This window comes from Paenibacillus sp. YN15 (assembly GCF_003285005.1).
Classification (GTDB): Bacteria; Bacillota; Bacilli; order Paenibacillales; family NBRC-103111; genus Paenibacillus_AR.
In genome coordinates, this window is record NZ_QMFA01000036.1 from 1 (window position 1) to 22,140 (window position 22,140).

At 57.4% G+C, this 22,140-nt stretch carries 13 protein-coding genes and 1 pseudogene; 11 read left to right on the forward strand and 3 right to left on the reverse strand.

Going from position 1 to position 22,140, the window contains the following annotated elements; translation table 11 throughout:
• Window positions 1–971: 971 nt before the first annotated feature.
• From DQG13_RS32040 to DQG13_RS22965, 4 genes and pseudogenes are all read left to right on the forward strand, one after another.
• Window positions 972–1,289, forward strand: a pseudogene (locus DQG13_RS32040) (hypothetical protein); the annotation flags it as partial.
• Between the two features lie 267 nt (window positions 1,290–1,556).
• Entirely contained in the window at window positions 1,557–5,444 is a 3,888-nt protein-coding gene (locus DQG13_RS22955) for a bacterial Ig-like domain-containing protein (RefSeq protein ID WP_181592937.1), read from the forward strand.
• Between the two features lie 155 nt (window positions 5,445–5,599).
• Window positions 5,600–7,096 carry an FGGY-family carbohydrate kinase gene (locus DQG13_RS22960; RefSeq protein ID WP_113022511.1) on the forward strand — a complete coding sequence of 499 codons (1,497 nt, stop codon included), beginning with the start codon at window positions 5,600–5,602 and terminating at the stop codon, window positions 7,094–7,096.
• Window positions 7,097–7,314: 218 nt separating this feature from the next.
• The gene (locus tag DQG13_RS22965) at window positions 7,315–8,058 is read left to right on the forward strand and encodes a class I SAM-dependent methyltransferase (protein WP_113022512.1); all 744 of its coding nucleotides are present in this window, start codon (window positions 7,315–7,317) and stop codon (window positions 8,056–8,058) included.
• A 379-nt stretch (window positions 8,059–8,437) separates the two neighbouring features.
• On the opposite strand, the gene DQG13_RS22970 is transcribed toward DQG13_RS22965, so the two are convergent.
• The gene (locus DQG13_RS22970; RefSeq protein ID WP_113022513.1) at window positions 8,438–9,301 is read right to left on the reverse strand and encodes a LysR family transcriptional regulator; all 864 of its coding nucleotides are present in this window, start codon (window positions 9,299–9,301) and stop codon (window positions 8,438–8,440) included.
• A gap of 165 nt (window positions 9,302–9,466) precedes the next feature.
• Here DQG13_RS22970 and DQG13_RS22975 point away from each other — a divergent pair, with 165 nt between their 5' ends.
• Together DQG13_RS22975 and DQG13_RS22980 are read left to right on the forward strand one after the other, a co-directional pair.
• Entirely contained in the window at window positions 9,467–11,293 is a 1,827-nt protein-coding gene (locus DQG13_RS22975; RefSeq protein ID WP_113022514.1) for an ABC transporter ATP-binding protein, read from the forward strand.
• On the forward strand, window positions 11,290–13,029 hold the full coding sequence (locus DQG13_RS22980) for an ABC transporter ATP-binding protein (RefSeq protein WP_113022515.1): 1,740 nt from the start codon (window positions 11,290–11,292) through the stop codon (window positions 13,027–13,029). The genes DQG13_RS22975 and DQG13_RS22980 overlap by 4 nt, the downstream gene beginning before the upstream one ends.
• Here DQG13_RS22980 and DQG13_RS22985 read toward each other — a convergent pair.
• Together DQG13_RS22985 and DQG13_RS22990 are read right to left on the reverse strand one after the other, a co-directional pair.
• Complete coding sequence (locus tag DQG13_RS22985; RefSeq protein WP_113022516.1) at window positions 13,026–14,669, reverse strand: sensor histidine kinase; 1,644 nt, start codon at window positions 14,667–14,669, stop codon at window positions 13,026–13,028. The two genes, DQG13_RS22980 and DQG13_RS22985, sit on opposite strands and share 4 nt — an antisense overlap.
• Window positions 14,666–15,346, reverse strand: a complete 681-nt coding sequence (locus tag DQG13_RS22990; protein ID WP_113022517.1) for a response regulator transcription factor — start codon at window positions 15,344–15,346, stop codon at window positions 14,666–14,668. Before DQG13_RS22990 ends, DQG13_RS22985 begins: the two co-directional genes overlap by 4 nt.
• A gap of 134 nt (window positions 15,347–15,480) precedes the next feature.
• On the opposite strand from DQG13_RS22990, the gene DQG13_RS22995 reads away from it, so the two are divergent.
• The 5 genes from DQG13_RS22995 (at window position 15,481) to DQG13_RS23020 (ending at window position 22,047) form a co-directional block, all read left to right on the forward strand.
• Window positions 15,481–16,389, forward strand: coding sequence for a carbohydrate ABC transporter permease (locus DQG13_RS22995; protein WP_113022518.1), 909 nt, complete (start codon window positions 15,481–15,483; stop codon window positions 16,387–16,389).
• 37 nt (window positions 16,390–16,426) lie between these two features.
• Window positions 16,427–17,284, forward strand: a complete 858-nt coding sequence (locus DQG13_RS23000; protein ID WP_113022519.1) for a carbohydrate ABC transporter permease — start codon at window positions 16,427–16,429, stop codon at window positions 17,282–17,284.
• An 18-nt stretch (window positions 17,285–17,302) separates the two neighbouring features.
• Window positions 17,303–18,433 (forward strand): efflux RND transporter periplasmic adaptor subunit, encoded by a 1,131-nt coding sequence (locus tag DQG13_RS23005; RefSeq protein WP_113022520.1) that lies wholly within the window; start codon window positions 17,303–17,305, stop codon window positions 18,431–18,433.
• A gap of 26 nt (window positions 18,434–18,459) precedes the next feature.
• The gene (locus tag DQG13_RS23010; RefSeq protein ID WP_113022521.1) at window positions 18,460–19,839 is read left to right on the forward strand and encodes an ABC transporter substrate-binding protein; all 1,380 of its coding nucleotides are present in this window, start codon (window positions 18,460–18,462) and stop codon (window positions 19,837–19,839) included.
• Between the two features lie 534 nt (window positions 19,840–20,373).
• Window positions 20,374–22,047: a hypothetical protein gene (locus DQG13_RS23020; protein WP_146767188.1), complete on the forward strand. Its 1,674-nt coding sequence runs from the start codon at window positions 20,374–20,376 to the stop codon at window positions 22,045–22,047.
• Window positions 22,048–22,140: the final 93 nt, after the last annotated feature.

Genomic DNA, 22,140 nt, shown 5'->3' on the forward strand with positions numbered 1-22,140 from the left:
GGCGCGTGCTAGTACCGTGCCCTTATAGGGCTGATGGAAGCCACCGGCTAAGCCGGTGGTTATGACTGAAGTCACGCCAGAAAGCATATATCGGGACGGCAGGGCAATTGCATTAGACTTTGTACGGAACACGCCCCTATGCGTTTCTAACGCGGTTGCGCTGTGGTTCTGTTCCTTGGCAGTAGACATTTTGCGAATTTTGTCTTTCATACAGTGGACATGAGCAGAGTAACTCTCCCCTCCCCTACTTTGCTCACAAAACACAATATACGGGAAACAAACGATGTTCAACAACTATATATAGACGTGTATCCTGGAGCGACCTCTATAGCCGCAATGTCCACTTTCCAACGGACATTCAGGAAGCTTTTGTCCTTCTGACGCATACAAAATCTGGATACGAAAACCTGGTTTCTGCGCTCCCTCTACCTTGGCCTGATGCAATTGCCCTGCGGTAAGCGGCTCGACTCTCGACAAACGCAGGTTGTCAAAGGATGCGACAGGCGTTTATCCTCGTCACAGTTGGGCGGACAGAGGATTCGTTATTTTCCGAATTTGATCCGTTTTTAGATTTACATGGACAGACGTTCCGCTATTTTGCTCCAGAAGCATGGAATTCCCCCGTTTTTTCAGATTTAACGGATAGTGAGTCCGCGGGGGAGAAAAAGAGGCAGGTTTTAGTGAAATAGCGGAGCCACAGTCCGCCAGCCTCAAACATCTTGATAAATGCGCAGCTCCAAAGGATGCCGCAGGCATTTTTCTCATTGGACAATACATGTCCGTTTTGACCAAAGGACAACATTTTATAAAAAAGCATTTATATTCTCTAAAACTTGGTTTATAATGGTGTTGTTAACGTGAAACATATAAATATTTGTTTCGACGCATGGTGTGAAAACGCCAACATGGTTCAGCAAGGAAGTTGTTTTGCCGCTTTATTGCTACAAATTTTTTACGAAGGAGACGTGAACATGAGAAAAAGAAAGCGCATTCTTCCAGCATTCCTAGCTTTACTGCTGTTGCTGACCATCGCAGCGATTCCGGTATATGCGGATACAGGGGTCGACTCTGGTGAATGGCAGTTTCAGGCCTTTGGCGCAGGTGTCGGTGAACCATACAATCCTGTTCCAGAGGTGGATGACGCGACAGGAGCAGTTACTGTAAAGGCTTTGGAAAAGGGCGGGAAAATTGCTTCTACAGAAATTGGCGTTTCGTTCTATTACCAAGAATTGCAGAACACGGACAGTTTTACACTGTCCGCTAAGGCGGAAATTAAAAGCTACCGTAGTTTCGACAATAATAAACAAGTATCGTTTGGCCTTATGCTTAACGATGGTCTTACAAAAAGTGATAATTATATTGCAGTCGGCGATGATAATCTGGTACTGAAGCCTTTTTATATGAAAAAAGAGGGAGCTACTCAGCAGCCTAAACAAACGAAGCTGGCTTTTCAATCACCTCCGCAAACAAAGGTTGGTGGTGTCTACGACTTTTCTATCCAAAAGAACGGAAACGCATACAAGCTCTCTCTTAACGGTGAAAGCATCATTATTCCCATGAACGACATGTTCTCGGATACGCTTTATGCCGGTCTTTATGTGGCCCGTGATGCTGAAGTAACCTTCAGCGACATTTCCCTTCAGGTGGACCAGCCCCCGCAAGGGCTGCAAGTATCCGCCGCCAAATCCCAATACCTGTTGAATCAGCCCTTGGATTTGTCCACACTTACGGTAACGGCGCAGGTTTACGGTACCGGTGAGAGTGTGGTTCTGCAGCCGAACGAGTACATGGTGACGGGCTACAACCCCGACCAATTGGGCACCCAAACGGTTACCGTGAGCTATAAAGGCGCAGAAGCTTATTTTGACGTTACCGTGATCAAGCTGGACGTGGTGGATATGAGGGTCACCTACCTCCCGGCCAAAACGGTTTATTATGTCGGAGACGCTTTTGACAGTGCGGGAATGGTTGTGACAGGCGACTACAATAACGGAGTAACGGCGGAAATTACGCCGGACAAGTATGCCTTGTCGATTACGGGAGCTACCGTAACGGATGCGGTATATACCTTCGAGATTCCAGGCCAGCAAATGGTTACCGTGAAATCTCTGGAAACTCCAACTAAGACTGCAACATTCCCGGTTGAGGTGAAAGCGGATACGCTGACAGGTCTGGAAATCGCAAAGACACCGGCCAAAACCAGCTATTTCCTTGATGAAATCTTGACGATGGACGGAATGATCTTGTATGCCCAATACAGTAACGGCAGCAAGGTCAGAATTATGGACGGGGAGTACAGTGTTAGCGGGCCGGATATGTCTATTGCCGGTACCTACAATGTGATTGTCAGCTTCCGGGGAATGCAGACCACGTTCCCTATAACCGTCAAGGCCAAATCCGTAACCGGATTGGAAGTAAAGACCTACCCCAAAACCACCTACAAGGTCGAGGAAGATTTTGATCCCATCGGCTTGAAGGTAGCAAAGGTTTATGACAATGGCGACCGGGAGACGCTGATTCTGGGTAAGGACTACATCCTGGATACAACCGCTTATGATAAAACCAAAGCAGGCATTTATGAACTGCCGATTACTCCGGTAGTTGAAGGTCCTGCCCCTACGGTGCTGAAGGTTGCCGTACGGAATGACCAGGCTCCGGTTTGGAAGAGTATTGAGTTCGGACAATCCACCTCTGCTACCAAAAATACGGTTACCGTAAAAGAGAATGACACAGTGGAGATCGTTGCTCTGGAAGGCGCCGGCAAGGTTACCGGCGACCATGACGGCATCAGCTTCTACTACACAGAGTTGGATGCGGAGAATGATAATTTTGAGCTTTCGGCTACCATCAATGTCAAGGTCTATGCCAAAACTCCTCATGACGGCCAGGAGTCCTTCGGCATTATGGCCAGAGACGCCATCGGAACAGCCAAGGATTCCAGCGTATTCGCCTCCAATATCGCAGCAATCGGCGGTTACAGCGGCGGCACCGGCAATGCCAATGGCACACAGCTTTTTGTCCGTACCGGTGTGACCTCTCCTGACGGGGCAGGCAGCAAAGGCATTCAGAAGATCATGCTGAACAACGCCCGACCGGGACCGGACAATACTCCGTACACCCTTACCTTGGGCAAAACCAACAGCGGGTTCTACGGCAAGATTGGCGATGGAAAGAGTGAAATGTTCTTTGAACCGGACATTTTGAAGGTGCAGGATTCCAAAATGTATGTAGGCTTCTATGCAGCACGGCTTGCTACCATTGAAGTCAGCAACATTCAGCTTAAGGTGACTTCAGCGGCAGCAGATGCTCCCAAGGTGGAAGCTCCTGCCCAACCGATAGAACCGAATTTCGATCTGGTCTCTTTGAGCCGGGCATCCACAGCGGACTACGACCTTCGGGTATTGGCCAATGTGGATGGGACACTGACTGTGCGCAAAGGCCAGGAAGAGATTAGACAGGATGCTCCGGTGCAAGCGGGCGCACAAACGGTTGTACCCGTTACTCTGGTGAATGGCGAGAACACCTTCAGCATCACCTTTTTGCCGGATAATACACAGTTTCTTACCTCCGAAAGCAAGATCGTCAAGAACTTCACCGTTACCCTGAAGTCCTTCGGTAATGGCAACGATCTGATCGTCACTCCGCAGGGTACGGCTCAAGGTGAAGGAACAGCGGAAAGTCCGCTGGATTTGGACACAGCGATTGATTTTGTCCAGCCGGGCCAAACCATTGTGCTCCAGGAGGGTGTATACAAGCGCAGTTCTCCGCTGTTTATCAACAAGTATAATGACGGTACGGCAGATGCCATGAAGTACCTGGTGGCGGCTCCCGGAACCCGTCCGGTCATTGACTTCGACGAGAAGTCTGAAGGGGTTGTTTTGGGGGGCAACTACTGGCATGTGAAGGGCATTGATTTCGCCCGTTCCGCCGCCAATACCAAGGGCTTTACTGTAGGCGGAAGCTACAATATTGTGGAAGACAGCCGATTCTATGAAAATGGGGACACCGGTCTGCAAATCAGCCGTACGGACGGCTCCGATAACAAGGCGGATTGGCCTTCCTACAACCTGATTCTGAACAGCACCTCCTTCGACAACAAGGACCCCTCCCAGAACAATGCCGACGGCTTTGCCGCCAAGCTGACTGTGGGCGAGGGCAACGTATTCCGTGGCTGTATTGCCCATAACAATATCGATGATGGCTGGGATCTGTACACCAAAGCCGGTACCGGAGCCATCGGGGCTGTTATTATTGAGGACAGCATTGCTTACAACAATGGCACCCTGACCAACGGCGAAGTCGGCAAGGGCGATAAAAATGGCTTCAAGCTGGGCGGCGAAGGCATTCATGTGCCGCATATCATCCGCAACAGCATCGCTTTCGGCAACGGGGCATACGGCTACACCAGCAATAGCAACCCGGGTCTCATCGTTGAAAACAACATCGGGTTTGACAATGCCAGAGGCAATCTGAATTTGTCCACCTATACAGGCATTACGCCGGATTTCCAGCTGAAAGGCTTTGTATCCTACCAGAAGTCCTATACAGCGGCGGACACTTATCCGGCCACCTTGGCCTCGGACAGCAATTATTTGTTCAATGGCTCCAAGTCCGCCAACAAATCGGGAGTGGCCTTGAGCGACAGCAACTTTAAGAGCTTAACGCCTGTGGTTCCGTCCCGTGATGCGCAGGGCAACATTGTTCTTGGGGATTTCCTGAAATTCGTGGCGCCGGTGCCATCAACACCGGAAGAGCCGTCGACGCCGGAAAATCCTTCAACACCGGGAAATCCGTCCACTCCGTCTGTTCCAGGGCCGACCCAACCGGCAGAGCCCAAGACGGTATTGGAGGGCCCCAACGGGCTTCAATTGACCAAGGAATCTGTGCCGTATCTGAGCGGCTATGAAGACGGAACAGTCCGTCCGGACAACCGGATTACCCGGGAAGAGGTACTGTCCTTGTTCTATGGGCTGCTGGTGAACACGGACAAGGGCCAAACAACAGGAGCAGCCTCCTTTAAGGATCTGTCTTCCTCCGGCTGGTCCACCCCGGCAATCCAGTATTTCCTGCAAAAGGGTCTGGTTAACGGCTACGAGGATGGTACCTTCCGTCCTGCCGCTCCCATGACCCGGGCAGAGCTGGTCACCATTCTGGTGCAATTCCTGCCGAAGACAGCGGTCCAAGGCACCGTCGGCTTCTCCGATTCCGGCAACCACTGGGCCAAGGCGGCTATTGAGCAAGCGGCAGCTGCAGGCTGGGTGAATGGCTATGAGGACGGCAGCTTCCGTCCCGACCAAAGCATTACCCGTGCGGAAACCATCGTACTGCTGAACCGGGCTCTGGGCCGCACTCCCAATCCGGAGCAGTTGGCCGGGAAGAAGGGCTTTACTGATTTGGATTCCGGACACTGGGCATACTACCATTTATTAGAATCCTCTAAATAAAGAACCGTTCCCATGGCTTCCGTTTCCGCGCTTTCGCGGAGGCGGAGGCTTTTTTGTTTTGCAAAATTGGTACGTACCAATGATTGTAATTTGCTGTTCTACAGGATAGAATGAAACAAGAGAAACGGATGAATACGAATACGGGAGGAAGTCAGATGCTCCTTGGCATTGATTTGGGCACCACCAACAGCAAGGCCGGTTTGTTCGCCAAAGACGGCAAGCCGGTAGCTATCGCCAGCCGGCCGACTGCCACGCACCAGAACGAGCGGGGCGAGTTCTACTATGACCCGGAGGAGATGTGGAAGTTTGTGTCCTCTGCCATCCGGGAAGTGACCCGCGGCGTGAGTCCGGAAGAAATTGAAGCTGTCGGCATCACCAGCATGGCGGAAAGCGGGCTGTTAATCGACAAGGAGACCGGAGCTCCGTTGTCCCCCTTCATGCCTTGGTTCGATACCTGCTCCAAACCCCAGGCGGAGCTGATCCGCTCCCAATGCGATACCTTTCAGCGTTTTCAGGCCAGCGGCCTTCATCTGAGCTTCAAGCTGGGCTTGTGCAAGCTGCTTTGGCTGAAGGAGCATGTGCCTGAGGCTTTTACCCCCAATGCCCGGTGGCTGTCCGCCTCCGGCTATATGGCCTACCGGCTGTGCGGCGAGTTGGGCTTCGATTATTCCCTGGCTGCCCGTACCTATGCCTTCCGCATCGACGAAAAGGCCTGGGATGAGCCGTGGCTCAGAAGCTTCGGCATTGACCCGGCTATTTATCCGGCGGCGCGTCCCTCCGGCGCCACCCTCGGCGGGGTAACCGCCCAGGCTGCTTCCGCCACGGGGCTCCGCCAGGGGATACCCGTTGCCATCGCCGGGCACGACCATGTGGTGGCGGCGCTGGCGGTAGGGGCTATTGCCAAGGGGGTCATCTACGACTCCATGGGGACCGCCGAGACATTGGTAGGCACCATGGAGGAGAAGCCCCTGGGCCGCAAGGAGTTCGAGTCCGGGCTGTCCTTCGGCTGCCACGTGGCCAAGGACCGCTATTTCTGGATGGGGGGTAACTCCTCCTCCGGCGGTTCGGTGGAGTGGCTGCGCACTCAGCTTAGCGAGGAGCAGATGTCCTATGAGCGGCTGCTGGCTCTTTTGGAGGAAACGGACTCCGGCCCCACAGGAATCCTGTATTATCCCTATCTGAGCGGCAGCGGGGCGCCTGCACCGGAAACCCGGGCCAAGGCTGCGTTTATCGGGCTGAGCAAGGAGCATGGGCAGGGGGATATTATCAAGGCCGTGCTGGAGGGGACCGCCTACCAGTTGGAGGCCATCCGCCGGTCGGCGGAAGAGATTGCCGGAAGCCCCATTGAGCGGCTGCAGGTGGTAGGCGGCGGCACCCGCAACAAACATTGGCTGCAGGTGAAGGCGGATGTATCCGACTTTATTCTGGAGCTGCCGCCTATTCCCGAGGCGACGCTTTTGGGCGCAGCCATGGCCGCAGGCATCGGCGCCGGTGTATACGAAAGCGCAGAGGCAGCCGCGGCGGCTATCGACAAAAGCGGTACGGGGAGAGTCACGGCGGACCCCGGACGGCATGAAGCTTACCAAAAGCTATACACCACCGGCTATGCGGCGCTGCAGGAGCCTTTGCGCAGATATTATCTTCAGCAGTAGACGCCTGGTAGTAACAATTCACAAAAGAGGACGGTCTTTCTCCTTCACGGAGGAAAGGCCGTTTTTGCTTCCATAGGTGTTCGCTTGCCGTTCCCTCGGTAATATGGTATTCTCTTTAAGTTAAAACCATATTTAACCAATTATTGAATGACCTCAAAAACAGGTATACTGATATCAGGGTAAACTTGGAGTGAGGCTTATAAAGGGAGTGAGCAGGCATGAGCTTTTATGAAACGCTAAGCCGTTATTATGATGATATTTTTCCCTACTCCCCGGATCAGCAGCGGTTTGTGGAGCAATATATGCCCCATTACGGGCGGATACTGGATGTGGCTGCCGGAACAGGCAATCTTGCCGCGGCTTTGTCCGGCTCCGGTTACCAGGTGACGGCTTTGGATGTGGACCCTTCCATGGTGCAGCGGATCAGGGCGAAGCAGCAGGCGGGAGAAGCGCCTTCCTTTGAAACCCTGCTGATGGATATGAGAGGGCTTGACCGTCTTCCTGCGGAGTATTACCATGCGGTGCTGTGCGTTGGCAACTCCCTGGTCCACTTGAATGACTTGACGGAAATTGCCGAGTCCGTCATTCAGATGTATGACCGGCTGGTGCCCGGAGGCACGCTGATCCTGCAAAACGTCAACTACGACCGCATCCTGCGCGACCGGGTGAAGGAGCTGCCGGTGATTGAGCGGAGTCTGGCGGAGGGGACTCTCACCTTCAGACGGTTCTATGAGCTGGAGGAGGACGGGATTCTGTTCCAGGGGCGGCTCACGCTGGATAAGGACGGCGCTCAGGAGGTATACGAAAACAGTGTGCGCCTCCTGCCGATGCAAAGCGAGGAGCTGCTGCATATTGCCGAGCAGTACGGATTGCCTGTGCCGGAGCTGTACGGGGGGTACAAGCAGGAGCCATACCAGACCGGCTCTACGGCGCTGGTGGCCGTGTTCCGGAAGCCGGAGTAAACGCAAAAGAACAGGAAAGGCAGCCGGGTTTGTCGGGCTGTCTTTTTGTTGCGTGGAGAGGTGCAGGTTGGGGCGCGGCGGGTGCGGACACAGAATCCGTTATTTTGCGAAAAAGCGGCGTTTATCCGGCTGGGCGGACAGAGTATCCGTTATGCGGCGGAAAAGTGGTGTTTGGAGGGTCTTCGCGGGCAAATAACGAATCGTATGTCCGCGAAATCTGCAGAAGGGGCTATTTTTGTGAAATAACGGATCGTGTGTCCGGAGAGTCGGGAGTATCGGGAGAGTCAGAAGAGTCCAGAGGGCCGGAGAGCGCTGCGCCGGAGAAATTTCCCTGCGCCGGGGCACACTTGAAATATGACGCGCCAGAACCGATCCGGCCCTAATGAAACAGCTCCAAAAACCGCGCGGCGGGGGAGGATAAATATTTGTCCTTGTTCCAGATGGCCGCTACGCTGGTGGTCAGCTCCGGGCAGCGGATTTCCTTGTGGAGCAGGTTTCGGTTGCTGCCCAGACCGAAGGCCGAGCGGGGCACAATGCCGATGCCCAGACCTTCGTTGGCCCATTGCAAAGTGGTGCGGGCGTCGTCATTGCGGCAGAAAAAAGCCGGCTCAAAGCCGTGGGCCTGGCAGCTCTCCCGGATTAAGGATTCGAAGCGGTAGTATATAATAAGGGGCTTGCCTGCAAGCTCCTTCAGCTCCGCATGGGGCGAGCCGGGACTCCAGTCCAGCTCCGCCGTCATCACTGCGATCATCGGCTCGGGGGAGGCATACTTGCAGCCCAGATTGCCGGGGTTGAAGGGGGTGCGGACAATGCCCACCTCCACCAGGCCCTTGCCCAGCATCTCGATAATGCTGAAGGTATTGCCCTCCCGGATTTCAAAGCTCACCCCGGGATAAGCCCGGTGGAATTCCGCCAGCCCCCGCTTGAGCAAGGCTTCCCCCGAGGAGGAGACGGTGCCGATGGTCAGAGTGCCGTTCATGCCCTTGGCCAAATCGCGGATTTCCCGGGCGGCGGCATCCGTCAGCTCCAAAATCTCCTCAGCCCGGTTGCGGAGAATGGCCCCGGCCTCGGTCAATTGCAGGCTGCGGGGACCGCGGTCTACCAGACGGGCACCAAGCTCCTCCTCCAGCTGCTTCAGCTGCTGGCTTAAGGGCGGCTGGGCCATCCGCAGCTTCCGGGCGGCGGCGGAAATTTGCCCTTCCTCGGCAATGGTCAAAAAATAGCGGAGCTGGCGGATATCCATCAGCATCATCCTCCTCTTTGACTGGCGGCATGTCCATTCATTATATACGATAAAAGTATGACCGGCATATAAAACAAATATTTTTCATATATCACCGTCTGTGGGATAATGCAGAGCAGATAAACTGACCGTGCATAAGAAATTTACGTTAGGTGTGATGCTGACATGTTTAAGCTTGTGGGCTTTCTCAAGCCCTTCCGCAAAGAATGTATTGCCGGCCCGTTCTTCAAGCTGCTGGAGGCGGTGCTGGAACTGCTGCTGCCTACAGTTGTGGCCCTGATCGTCAACAACGGCATTGCCCGGGGGGATGAGGCCTATGTCCTGCAAATGGGGGCGCTGATGATCGGCATGGCCATTCTGGGCTACGGCTGCTCGCTGGTGTGCCAGCATTATGCGGCCCGGGCGTCCCAGGGCTTCGGAACCGATCTGCGCAATGCGCTGTTCAAGCATATTTCCTCGTTGTCCTATGCGGAGGTGGACCGGTTCAGCACGTCCTCCCTCATCAACCGCCTGACCAGCGACGTGAACCAACTGCAATTGGCTGTCGCCATGCTGATCCGGCTGGTGATCCGCGCGCCCTTCATCTGCATCGGCGCCATCATCATGGCCATGATCCTGGATCTGCGGCTGTCGCTGATTCTCTTGGTATCTGCGCCAATCATCGGCGTCATTCTGTACTTTATTATAAGCCGTACGGCTCCCCTGTACCGCCGTTATCAGGGCAAGCTGGACCGGATGGGCGGGGTGCTCAGCGAAAATCTGACGGGAGCCCGGGTGATCCGGGCCTTCGCCAAAGGCAGGGAGGAGCAGAAGCGGTTTAAGGAGACCTCCGGGGATCTCGCCGGAACCGCCATCCATGTGGGGCGCATCGCCGCTTTGCTCAATCCCGCCACCTCCCTGGTGGTTAACGGCGCCATTATCCTGATCCTCTGGGCAGGCGGCCTTCATATCGACAGCGGCTCCTTGTCCCAAGGGGAAATTATTGCCTTTATCAACTATGTCACGCAAATTCTGCTGGCGCTGATTGTAGTGTCCAATCTGGTCATTATTTTCACCAAGGCCGCCTCCTCGGGAGCCCGGGTCAGCGAGGTGCTGGCCACCCCGGCCTCCATTGCCGACGGTAAAGGGACAGCCGCGCCATCCGCACAGGGAGTACCTGCCCTTGGGCGTTCCGCTGAGTCCAGTGCCAGTGCATCGCCTCATGCGCCCCGTCTCACAAGCGCTCTGCCGGAGGTACCCTCCGCACCTCCGGCCATTGCCTTCGAGTCCGTTTCCTTCGGCTACAGCGCCACCGGCGAATTGGCTCTGGATGGCATTTCCCTCTCCATCGCCCGGGGGGAAACCCTCGGCATTATCGGCGGCACAGGCTCCGGCAAATCCACCTTGGTAAACCTGATTCCCCGGTTCTATGATCCGGTGCAGGGAACCGTCCGGGTCAACGGCGCGGATGTCAGAGCTTACCGCCTGGAGGAGCTGCGCAGCCTGATCGGCGTGGTGCCCCAAAAGGCGATGCTGTTTACCGGCACCGTGGCGGAAAATATCCGCTGGGGCAAGCCGGAAGCCACAGCGGAGGAGGTGGAGGAAGCGGCCCGCACCGCCCAGGCGGCGGAATTTATCGCCAAGTTGCCCCAGGGCTATGAGACGGTGCTGGCCCGCGGCGGGCTCAACCTCTCCGGCGGCCAGAAGCAGCGCCTGACCATTGCCCGGGCCTTGGCGGCCAAGCCGGAGATCCTCATCCTGGACGATTCCGCCAGCGCCCTGGACTACGCCACCGACGCCGCCCTGCGCAAGGCGCTGCGGGAAACCGCAGTCGGCAAAACGCTGCTCATCGTCTCCCAGCGGGTTAGCTCTGTCCGCCACGCCGACCGCATCCTGGTGCTGGATGACGGCAAAATAGCGGGACTGGGCACCCACGGGGAGCTATTGGCAAGCTGCCAGGTGTACCAAGAGGTTTGCCAGTCCCAGCTTTCGGGAGAGGAGGCCGTATCATGACAACCAGACAAATTTGGCAAAGGCTGCTGGGCTACGTGGGCCGCTACCGCTCCATCCTGTACTGGTCCGCTGTCTGCGCCATTCTAAGCGTGGCCTCAAGCCTGGCGGGGCCCTATTATATCGGCAAAGCGGTGGATGCCATGACGGGAGCGGGACAGGTGGATTTCCCCGCCGTGCTCCGCATCCTGCTCATATTGGGCGTCATCTACGGGGCAGGCAGCCTGTTCGGCTGGCTCCTGGCTTACCTGATGAACCAGGCGGCCTACAAAACCGTGGACGCCCTCCGCCAGGACCTTTTTGGACATATCGGCAAGCTGCCCTTGTCCTTTCACGACAACCATCCCCACGGGGACAGCATCAGCCGTTTCATCAACGACATGGACATGATCTCCGACGGCTTGCAGCAGGGCTTCTCCTCGCTTCTTACGGGAGTTGTCACCATCGCAGGCTCCATCGCGCTGATGCTTTATATCAGTCCGCTAATGACCTTGATTGTGCTCCTGTCCGCACCCGCGGCCTATTATGCCGCCCGCTGCATTACCACCCGGTCGCAGAAGCTGTTCCGGGAGCAAGCCAAAACTCTGGGCGAACTGAACGGCTATGTGGAGGAAATGGTAGGCGGCCAAAAGATTGTCCAGGCCTTCCACTATGAAGCCCGGGCCATGGAGCAATTTGCAGAAAAAAATAACCGCCTCTATGAGGCGGGGGTAAAGTCTCAGTTCCTGGGCTCCCTGGCCAATCCCACTACCCGGCTGGTGAACAATGTCACCTTCTCCGTAATTGCCATGGTAGGAGGCGTTGCCAGCATCATGGCGAAGATTTCCGTAGGCGGCTTGTCCAGCTTCCTGATTTATGCCAACCTGTTCGCCAAACCCTTCAACGAAATCACCGGCGTGCTGACTCAACTGCAGTCTGCTACGGCCTCCGCCCAACGGATTTTCACCATTATGGATATGCCCCCCGAAAAGCCGGAGCCGGCCGATGCCGTTACGGCGGAGCCTGTCCAGGGCACAGTGGAGTTTCGGCATGTGGCCTTTGCCTACAATCCGCAGTACCCGCTGATCTCCGATTTCAGCCTGACGGTGAAGCCCGGCACCCGGGTAGCCATCGTCGGCCAGACCGGAGCGGGGAAAACCACCCTGGTCAATCTGCTGATGCGCTTCTATGATGTGGACCGGGGAGAAATTAGCTTAAACGGCGTCAATATCAAACAAATGACCCGGGACAGCCTGCGCCGCTCCTTTGGCATGGTGCTGCAGGACACCTGGCTGTTTGGCGGCACCATCCGGGACAATATCGCCTACGGCAAACCCGATGCCACCGATGCCCAGGTGGAGGCGGCGGCCCGGGCGGCCAATGCCCACAGCTTTATCCGCCGCCTGCCCGACGGCTACCGCACCGTTATCAGCGGGACGGGGGACAGCCTGTCCCAGGGCCAGAAGCAGCTGCTCACCATCGCCCGGGTCATGCTGGTGGACCCGCCCATGCTGATTCTGGACGAAGCCACCAGCAGCATCGACACCCGCACCGAGCTGCGCATCCAGGAGGCTTTCCTGCGGATGATCGAAGGCCGCACCAGCTTTGTTATCGCCCACCGGCTGTCCACTATCCGGGAGGCGGACCTGATCCTCTATATGCAGAACGGCGACATCGTGGAGGCGGGAAGCCACGACCAACTGCTGGCCAAGGGCGGCGCCTACCGGCAGCTGTACGAGAGCCAGTTCGCGGCGGGTTAACCGTCGTCTTCGTCTCCATCGCCCGCCGGAATGGTGAACATAAACTCCACGCCGCCGGGCACGTTGCGCACGCCGCAGCGCCCCCCATGCAGTCCGATAATCTGCCGCACGATAGCCAGACCAATGCCGGTGCCGCCGCCCTTGCGGTGTTCGCCTTCGCGTTGTCTGGCTTTTTCCACGCGATAAAAATGATCCCAGATATACCCCAATTCCTCCGGGGGAATCGGTTCGCCTTCGTTCCAAACCACCACGCGGGCCTCTTCATGGTCCGCCTTCAGCCGGATGCCCAGCCGTCCGCCGGGAGGCGTGTGCCGCAGGGCGTTGGAGAGCAAATTGGAGAGCACCTGCTCGATGCGGAAGCGGTCGGCGGTGACTGCAATCTCCGCCAGCTCCGTCTCCATGCGCAAGCCTTCATTGCCGGGATGCTCCTGCAGCTTGTCCGCCGTTTGGCCAATCAGCCGGTCAAGCCGGAAGCGCTCCGGATGCAGCGTATACTGCCCTGACTCCATCTGGCTTAAATCCAGCATATCATTGACGATTCCGGCCATTCTGGCCGCCTCTTCGCGGATAATGCTGGCGTAGCGCTCTCTCTTCTGGCCATTGCCCACATTATCCTGCAGCGCCTCGGCGAACCCGCCGATCAGGCTGACAGGCGTCTTCAATTCATGGGAGACGCCGGCCACAAACTCCCGGCGCGATTGCTCCAGCCGCTTCTCCTTTTCAATATCCGCCTGCAATTTGGCGTTGGCTTCATGCAGCTCGGAGAGGGCCTGATCCAGATTCTCCGAGAGGAAATTAAGGGTGTCGGACAGACTGCCGATTTCATCGGAGCGGCGCATCCCGCTTTTCTCCCGGAAATCCAGCTTGGCCATCCGTTGGGCGGTCCGGTTCAGCGTCAGCAGCGGTTGGGCAATCATCCGCGAATACAATAGCGCCAGCAGCAGTATGCCCGCCACCGCCAGCAGGTAGAAATAAGGATAGAAGCTGCGGAAGGCATCCATGGCGTCCCCTACGGGCTGGAGGGAGGACACCGCGATCATCAGCGTTCCCGCCCCGTTGTCCAGGCGGACAGGGGCGGCCACAACAAACTGGCGGCTTTGGCCTCCGGTGGTGGCAATGTCGGCAATGAAGGAAACCCGTCCGCCGCGGACAAGCACCTCCTCCCGCCGCTCCGGATTCTTGTACCACTGCTCGATTCCCGCCATAAGCTTCTCCATCTCGGCGTTGGGATAGGAGAGGCCCAGGGGAGGCTCCGGCAGACGGAAGGAGGGCGTATTTCTGCTGCGGTTCATGGCCGCATCGGGATTGACGATGCGCAGGCTCACCTTGCCCGCGGAGCCGCTGATGCCCTTGCCTGCGGAAATCTCCCAGCTATTGGGCTTTAGAGTAACCAGCGCGGAAATAGCATAATATTCCTCCTCCAGCCGGGAGAAAAAAGAGGGGACCTCAGTGGTCTCCGGGGCTTCCCGGAGCAAGCGCTGCCGGTTCTCCTCGAAGGCCGCGAGGAAGCCGTCTGTCTTGTCGCGAACGTAATAAGGCTCGAAGTAATGAAGCTGAAGCGCCAGCATAATGGTCAGACATCCGATAAACACCAGCCCGGTGACGGCAAACAGCTTGAAGGAGATGCTTTTAAGCTTCATGGCGCGACCTTCAGGATATAGCCGTTGCCCCGGATGGTCTGGATAAGCGGGGCATACGGCCCCAGCTTCTGGCGCAGCCGCTTGATGGTGGCGTCCACATTGCGGGCGTCTCCCTCGTACCCGTAGCCCCATACCCCGTCCAGCAGCATATCCCGGCTCAGCACCTGATTGCGGTTATGATACAGATACAAAAGCAGCTCGAATTCCTTCGGCGTCACCTCCGAGGGCTGCCCGTCCACCAGCAATTCAAAGGAATGCTCCCGAATCTCCAGTCCCCCCGCCCGGTAGGCGGCGGGGGCTTCCTCCCCGCCTCGCGCTCCCGCCCGCTTGAGCAGCGCCTTCACCTTGGCCACCAGCACCTTGGGGCTAAAGGGTTTGGTCACGTAATCATCCGCCCCAAGCTCATAGCCGTAGAGCTTGTCCGTTTCCTCCGACCGGGCCGTCAGCATGACAATCACCGTATTCGAGGCCTGGCGGAGCTCCCGGCATACGGCGAAGCCGTCCAAAAACGGCATCATCACATCCAGGATCACCGCTTCCGCCGGAGTGTGGGCGAATTTCTCCAGCGCCTCCGCCCCGTTGCGGGCCTCGTCCACCAGAAACCCCTCCTCCTTCAGATAATCCGCAATCAGCTCCCGCATGAGGGGCTCATCCTCCACCACCAATACCGTTGTCATACGTCCTCCTCCTGTAGGCCTTCCTCACCCACATTAAAGCAAAAAAGCCCGGGCTTGTCACACAGAAATCACAATCCGCTGATATGATGACTTCGGAAGCCGGATCAAATTCATCCGCGAAAGGAGGTGCACTCATGCTGCCTCAAGCACGCATCCATCGTCCGGTTCTGCTGCGCCGGTTGTTCAAGCGGGGGGGAGACGGCTGGACCGCCCTGCTGTTTCTGGCCCCCAGCCTCATCGGGTTTGCCTTGTTCTATCTTATTCCCTTCGCCGGAGGGCTTTATTATTCCCTCATGGATAGCCCGGTGAACGGCTCCTTCGCCGGCTGGAGCAACTACAGGGAGGTGGCGGGCAGCGCCTCCTTCCGCAAGGCCGCCGTCAATACGGCCTGGCTGGCGGGTCTGGGCGTGCCCCTCCTGATGGTTATTTCCCTGACTCTGGCGCTGCTCCTAAACCGCGCCCTGCCCCTGCGCAGATGGTTCCGCACCGCCTTCGTTCTCCCCATGGTAGTGCCGGCGGCCTCCGTGATTCTGTTCTGGCAGGTGCTGTTCGCTTCCCACGGCTGGCTGAATCACCTGTTGATCCAGGCGGACCGCTTGCCTGTTCCATGGCTGGAGAGCACAAGCGCCAGAGGCGTCATCGTTGTGCTCTACGTCTGGAAGAATGTGGGGTATAACATTGTGCTTCTGCTGGCCGGGCTTGCTGCCATTCCGCGGGAGTATTATGAATCCGCCAGCATCGACGGCGCGGGAAAAATACGGCAATTGTTCGGCATTACCCTCCGCTACCTGATTCCCACCCTGTTTTTTGTCACGGTGATGTCTGTAATCGGAGCGTTCAAGGTATTTCGGGAGACCTATCTGATTGCCGGGGAATATCCCCATGACAGCATTTATATGCTGCAGCATTATATGAACAATATGTTTCTGGCGCTGGACTACCAGAAGCTGACCTCGGCGGCTTACATGATGGCTGCAGTTATCATTGCCCTGGTGGTCCTGCTGTTTCAGGCGGAAAGATGGTTCAGGCGTTCCCTGGAGTAAGGAATGCGCCGCCACAATGAATGAGGGGGACTTATCCATGCGAGTAAACATGCGCAAAGGCGCGCTTACGGGAATGCTGCTTATCGTGTCGGTTCTCATGCTGGCGCCCTTTGTTGCAACCATCACCAACTCCTTCATGACGGTCAATGAAATTGCCCTGAATTATGATGCGGCGGGAGGAAGCGCCGTCCCGGAGGATTATGCCAATCTGAAGTGGATTCCCGATTGGGTGACGCTGGAGCAGTATAAGGAGCTGCTCCTGGTCAAGCCGCTTTTCCTGCAGATGTTCTGGAATTCCGCCCTTCTTGCGGTTCCCATAGTGGCCGGCCAGACCATCGTGGCGGCGCTGGCCGCCTATGCCTTTGCAAAAATGAGATTTCCCGGCAGAGATGCGCTGTTCTTTCTGTACATTGTAACCATGCTCCTGCCCTTTCAGGTGACGCTGGTGCCCAATTTTATCGCCATGGACAAGCTTGGGCTGCTGGGCAGCTATCCTTCCATTATTCTTCCGGGAATTTTCTCCGCCTTCGGGGTATTTTTGCTCCGCCAATTTATGGTCCAGATTCCCTGGGATTACGTGGAGGCGGCCAAGGTGGACGGGGCCGGACAAGGAAAGATTTTCTCGGCGGTTATTATGCCGTTGGCCATGCCCGGCATTGCCGCCCTGCAGATTCTGGCCTTCATCGACAATTGGAATATGGTGGAGCAGCCGCTCTTGTTTTTGAATGATGCCTTGAAGCAGCCGCTGTCCGTATTTCTGTCACGGGTGAACCAGGGGGACCGGAGTGTAGCCTTTGCCGCCGCCGTATTGTATATGGCTCCGGCGCTGTTCCTCTTTTTGCACGGGGAGAATGAACTGATTGAGGGGATTCAACTGACGGGGATCAAGGGATAGAGGTTGGGAGGCTGACAGATGACAGAGCTTTCAGAGGAGTTGATCCGCAGCAGGCGGAAACGGGCCATTCGGCTTGCCGCCGCCATATTTGCCGGGTGCCTCATTATATTTACCTTTTACTCCAACACATATCAAAGTTTGACACTGCCCAAGGTGTCCGTGGAGCAGCCGGAGATCGGCCAGCTTTCCTACGAAATCGAAGGGGAGGGGAATGTGGCGCCCAAGCGGACAATCCCCCTGTACCATCAATCCGGCTGGCCGGTTGCCCAGGTGCAGATTCAAGAGGGCGAGCTGGTCAAGAAGGGCCAAACCCTCCTGACATTCGATACCTCCCAAGCGGAGAAAAGTTTGGCTGACGAAGAGGACCGCCTGGCCAAGCAGCGGCTGGAGCTGGAGAAGCTGGAGAAAGCGCTGACGCGCAACGGCATCGGCGGGGAAACGGCTGCATTGGAGGAGACTATGCGGCAGATTGCCGCCTTGAAGCTGGATATGTCCATCCAAAGCCGCAAGGTGGAGAGCATCCGCCAGGAAATCGCCCGGAACGGGACGCTGGCGGCCCCCTTCGATGGATTGGTTGCGGTGCTGGAGGCGGATGAGGGGGTGATACCCTCCCAGGGCAAGGCGGTTGTGCAGCTGTCCGACCTCTCCCGGGGCTGGGAGCTGGAGGCGGCCGTTGAGGCGGAGGCGGCGGGCCAGCTGGCCGTGGGCGAGGTTCTCGACGTGCGGATCAGGGCCGGTGAATCCAGGTATGTGAAGGGGACGGTGTCCGCGATTGGAAATGAGGGCTTGGCGGGCGGCCAAACAGCCGGAGGCTCCTCCGGCACGAAGCAGGTAACGCTGGATATTGCCGATGACAAGCTGTCGGGCGGAGAACCGGCGGAGTTCAGCTTGACCCGGAAGGTGGGGATGCCCCGGATGCTGGTTCCCTTATCTGCCATCAAGACAGATGCGCAAGGGGAATATCTGCTGGTGGTTCGGGAAACGAAGCGCCCCTTGGGAAATGAGATGAAGGCTGTCAAGCAATACGTGCGCACTGAAAGCGCCGATGCAACCAAAGCCGCAGTCAGCGGCGCAGTGAACAAGAACGACAAGATTATCGTGGAAGCCAGCCAGCCGGTGAGCGATGGCGATCCGGTCAGGCTGAATTAGGACTTGGAAAAAGGAGAGGAATTCAGATGAAAACCAATTGGACCTGCGCATTGCTGTCTTCTATTCTGCTTGCTGTGCCGTTATCCGCCTGCGGCACCGACTCGGAGCCCGCAGCCGCCGGCAGTTCGCCGGAAGCGGCGGGAGGCAAAACCACGGTGACGGTTTCCGTTCTGAACAGCGATGCTTTTCTGCAGAATGCGGAGCGCCTGTTCGAGGAGGCCCACCCGAATATTGATATCGAAATCCGCGCCTATACCGTTACTCCGGCCAGCAATACCCGGATGATGAACAAAACCCCCGGAGCGGAGCCGGACAATTCGGCGGATATCGAGAAATTCCGGACAGGAGTCAATACGGAGCTGATGTCGGGCAAGGGAAGCGATCTGATTGCTTTGGAGCATCTGCCGTATGCCAAATATGCGGACAAGAAGCTGCTGGCTCCGCTGGACCCCTGGATCGGCAAGGGGCTGAACCCGCAGGAATACTATACGGGAGTATTCGACGCGCTTAAGCTGGAGGGCAAGTCCTATGCGCTGCCTGTCCATTTTAAATCCAATCTGACTCTGGGCAACGGGCCTCTTCTGGACGGGAGCGGAATCAAGGTGGACGATGCGTCCTGGACCTGGCAGCAGATGATGGAGATGGGCCAATCCTTGGTGCAATCCGGCGCGGCAACGTCGATCTGGACAGGCGTGAAGCAGGCGAACCTGCTGGCGGATATGGTGGAGAGTGAATACGGCAGCCTGGTGCAGGGGAAAAAGGCGGCTTTTAATACCCCCCAATTTATCTCCCTGCTGGAAATGGTGCGCGGCATGTATGGGCAGGGTTTGATTCTGGAGCAGGCTGCCATGTCCAATGACAGCAAGGATATATTCCGGTCGGCGGAGCTGGGGTCGGCCACAGAGCTGCTCACCCTGCCCCAGATGGCCTACGGCGGCAAGGCGCAAATTTACAATACCCCGTCGGATGGCGGCGGGAACGGAGGGTTTGCGTTTTCCTCCGATCTGCTCTTCGGCATGAATGAAAAGTCCAAGCACAAGGATGAAGCCTGGCAGTTCCTTCAATTCCTTCTGTCGGAGACGGTGCAGACCTTGCCTGCCATCGGAGGCATTCCGGTCCACAAGGCTTCGCTGGATGTGCAGCTGCGCAAGACAATCGAACAATTGTCCAGCGGCAGGCTGAAGCTGCGCGGTCCCAACGGGGCAGCGCCGTCGACGGCGGTCAGCGAGGAGCAGTTAAAGGAGATGGTGGCGCTGATGGGGAAGGCCAACCGGTACGCGGCGGGGGACCCCAATGTGATGAAGATTGTCAAGGAGGAGCTGGCGGCCTTTGTGAACGAGGGCAAATCGGTGCAGGCGACTGCAAGCATGATCCAAAACCGGGTGGAAACCTATTTGAATGAATAAGAGGGGGAAGGCGGGCATGCTGATGCACCCCATACGACAGATCGGACTTGGGCTGGCCATTGTCCTGGCCTTGACGGCGGTTCCGGCGAACATCCCTCCGGTTTTGGCGGCGGAGGGGCAAGCGCAGGTGCAGCATGTGCCGGAGGATAGGGCCGAAGCTTCGATCAGCCTGGGAGAGGGAAGGACGCTGGAGATCGCCGGCGCCCGGGTGTTCGGCCAGGGAGGATCGCTGTTATGCACCTTTGAAGCGGTTATTGCCAATGACAGCGGCAGCGATCTGGCGCTCCGTGATTATTATTTCGCCGTCAGGACTCCCTCCGGAGAAGCGGTGGATTTCAAATTGCTGCCGGAGGACAGGAACCGGCTGACGGTTCCCGCCGGAACGACTGCGGCCTACCGCTTCTACGGGGCAGTTGGCAGCGAGGCCGAAGCCCGGGGGCTGCGGCTGGAAGCCAACCGTTGGGATTTTTCATTGGCCGGCCTTTATGCCAAGCTGGGCGAGGCNGGCTGGAAGCCAACCGTTGGGATTTTTCATTGGCCGGCCTTTATGCCAAGCTGGGCGAGGCTCCCCTGTTTGCAGGCGGCAACGGGCTGGAGCAAGCCGCAGCTCCCGCAGGCGGCGTGCTGCTGCCCGGCAGCAGCTCCGCTCCTGTGTGGTGGCGGGAAGACGGGCAGCTGGAGGCCGTCTGGACGTTCACCCTGAAGAATCCCTCCGGCACGCCTGCAACGCTGCCGGAGTGGAGCTTCTGGCTGGAGGACGGCGAGGGGGGACGGATATATTCCCTGACGCCGGACCGGAAGCCGGCGGGGACGGCCATTGAGCCCGGGGGAGAGCTGGATATTGCGCTGACTGCGGTTTTGCCGCTGGACTCCGCTTTACACAACCCCACGCTTATCCTGGCGCGAACCATTCAGGAGACCGGAACCGGAGCGGAGGTGCCTGTAGCGGCCTTCCCCATCCCCGGCATCCTCGGCCATGAGCCGGACGGCAGCAGCCGGAGCATTGAAACAGAGTCGGGAACCTTCACCGCCGAGCTGACTGCCCTGGAGCGTTGGCCGTGGACGGATCAGGATTTGATTACCGCCGCAGTGACACTGACCAACACCTCCTCCAAAGCGGTTGCGGTGCCGCAGCTGGAGGGGGTTCTGGTGGCGGACGGGACCGTTGAATGGGCTGCCAAGACGGTGCGGGGCGATTCGGTCCGGCTGCTCCAGCCGGGGCAATCCTCCCTGCTGTTCGTCCAGGCCAAGGTCGATCCCGAGGAGGCGGTTGGTCTCTGGGACGTTCGGCTTCAGGCCATGGCGGAAGCGGAGGGAGGAGCGGCGGCAAAACCGCTTTGCCGGGTGGAATGGAGCGGGGTTGCGGCAGCGTCGGCCAAGAAGCTTCCTGCCGGATCACCCGCCAAGCTGCCGAACACGGCCGCCGGGTGGGCGTGGACGGCTTCGGCGCCCATCATCTACGAGAGCGCTTCGGAGCAACTGGTGGCCGTGCGTATGGATGCCGTCAACGGGGAGAAGCGTTACGCGCCGCCGGGCCAATGGGTGGCTCAATTCCGGACGGCGGATGGAACGATGTATCCGGCGGAGATGGAATCCACCTCCAAGCGGGTCATTCCCTCCGGCACCGCATCCCTTGTGGCCTGGACCAGATTGCCCAAGGGAGTTGCCCTGGACGGGCTTGGGCTCATGCTTGGCCAGGCGGTAACCGGAACAAGCCTGTCCCAGCCGGGGGAAAAGCCGGATGCGTTCCTGCAGGCCGCAGTCTTCCAACTGCCGGGGCGGCAGGGAAGCGGAGAGAAGCCCGGAGACCTGACAAAGCCTGTGAATCTGTATCCTTACACATTCGAGATCACCGATATGGTCCGGCCGGCTTGGTTTTACAATGACAAGAAGGCATTGTTCCAGTTGAATTTTTCCTTTGAATACATGCTGGCAAAGCAGTGGAATGTTGTTTCGGAAATGAAGAGCCGAAGAATCGTCCTGCAATTGCTGGACGGGCAAAATCATCTGATCCAGGAGAAATCGTATGAGCTGGACCCGCAGGATGCGGCCGCGGATGGTTTGCTGCTGGACTCCGATAAGAAGGAATGGATTGTGGAGATGAAGGACCTCTCCCTTGATCTGTCCAGCTTTACCGTAGCTCTTTATGAGGAATTTCTGCCGGGCTTCCGGCGGTTAATCGGCAGTACCACATCCGAGTGGTATTAATGATCGGTATTGCAATAGCCGGCGGTTAAACCCCCTGCCCAAGCCTCTGCTCCCCTACGGGAGCAGAGGCTCTTTGGCATGCAGATGGAAATC

Bases quoted from the DNA above. Each gene is read 5' to 3' on its own strand.
- DQG13_RS22955 (WP_181592937.1), top strand. From the start codon at position 1,557: ATGAACGACATGTTCTCGGATACGCTTTATGCCGGTCTTTATGTGGCC.
- DQG13_RS22960 (WP_113022511.1), top strand. From the start codon at position 5,600: ATGCTCCTTGGCATTGATTTGGGCACCACCAACAGCAAGGCCGGTTTG.
- DQG13_RS22965 (WP_113022512.1), top strand. From the start codon at position 7,315: ATGAGCTTTTATGAAACGCTAAGCCGTTATTATGATGATATTTTTCCC.
- DQG13_RS22970 (WP_113022513.1), bottom strand. From the start codon at position 9,301: ATGGATATCCGCCAGCTCCGCTATTTTTTGACCATTGCCGAGGAAGGG.
- DQG13_RS22975 (WP_113022514.1), top strand. From the start codon at position 9,467: ATGTTTAAGCTTGTGGGCTTTCTCAAGCCCTTCCGCAAAGAATGTATT.
- DQG13_RS22980 (WP_113022515.1), top strand. From the start codon at position 11,290: ATGACAACCAGACAAATTTGGCAAAGGCTGCTGGGCTACGTGGGCCGC.
- DQG13_RS22985 (WP_113022516.1), bottom strand. From the start codon at position 14,669: ATGAAGCTTAAAAGCATCTCCTTCAAGCTGTTTGCCGTCACCGGGCTG.
- DQG13_RS22990 (WP_113022517.1), bottom strand. From the start codon at position 15,346: ATGACAACGGTATTGGTGGTGGAGGATGAGCCCCTCATGCGGGAGCTG.
- DQG13_RS22995 (WP_113022518.1), top strand. From the start codon at position 15,481: ATGCTGCCTCAAGCACGCATCCATCGTCCGGTTCTGCTGCGCCGGTTG.
- DQG13_RS23000 (WP_113022519.1), top strand. From the start codon at position 16,427: ATGCGAGTAAACATGCGCAAAGGCGCGCTTACGGGAATGCTGCTTATC.
- DQG13_RS23005 (WP_113022520.1), top strand. From the start codon at position 17,303: ATGACAGAGCTTTCAGAGGAGTTGATCCGCAGCAGGCGGAAACGGGCC.
- DQG13_RS23010 (WP_113022521.1), top strand. From the start codon at position 18,460: ATGAAAACCAATTGGACCTGCGCATTGCTGTCTTCTATTCTGCTTGCT.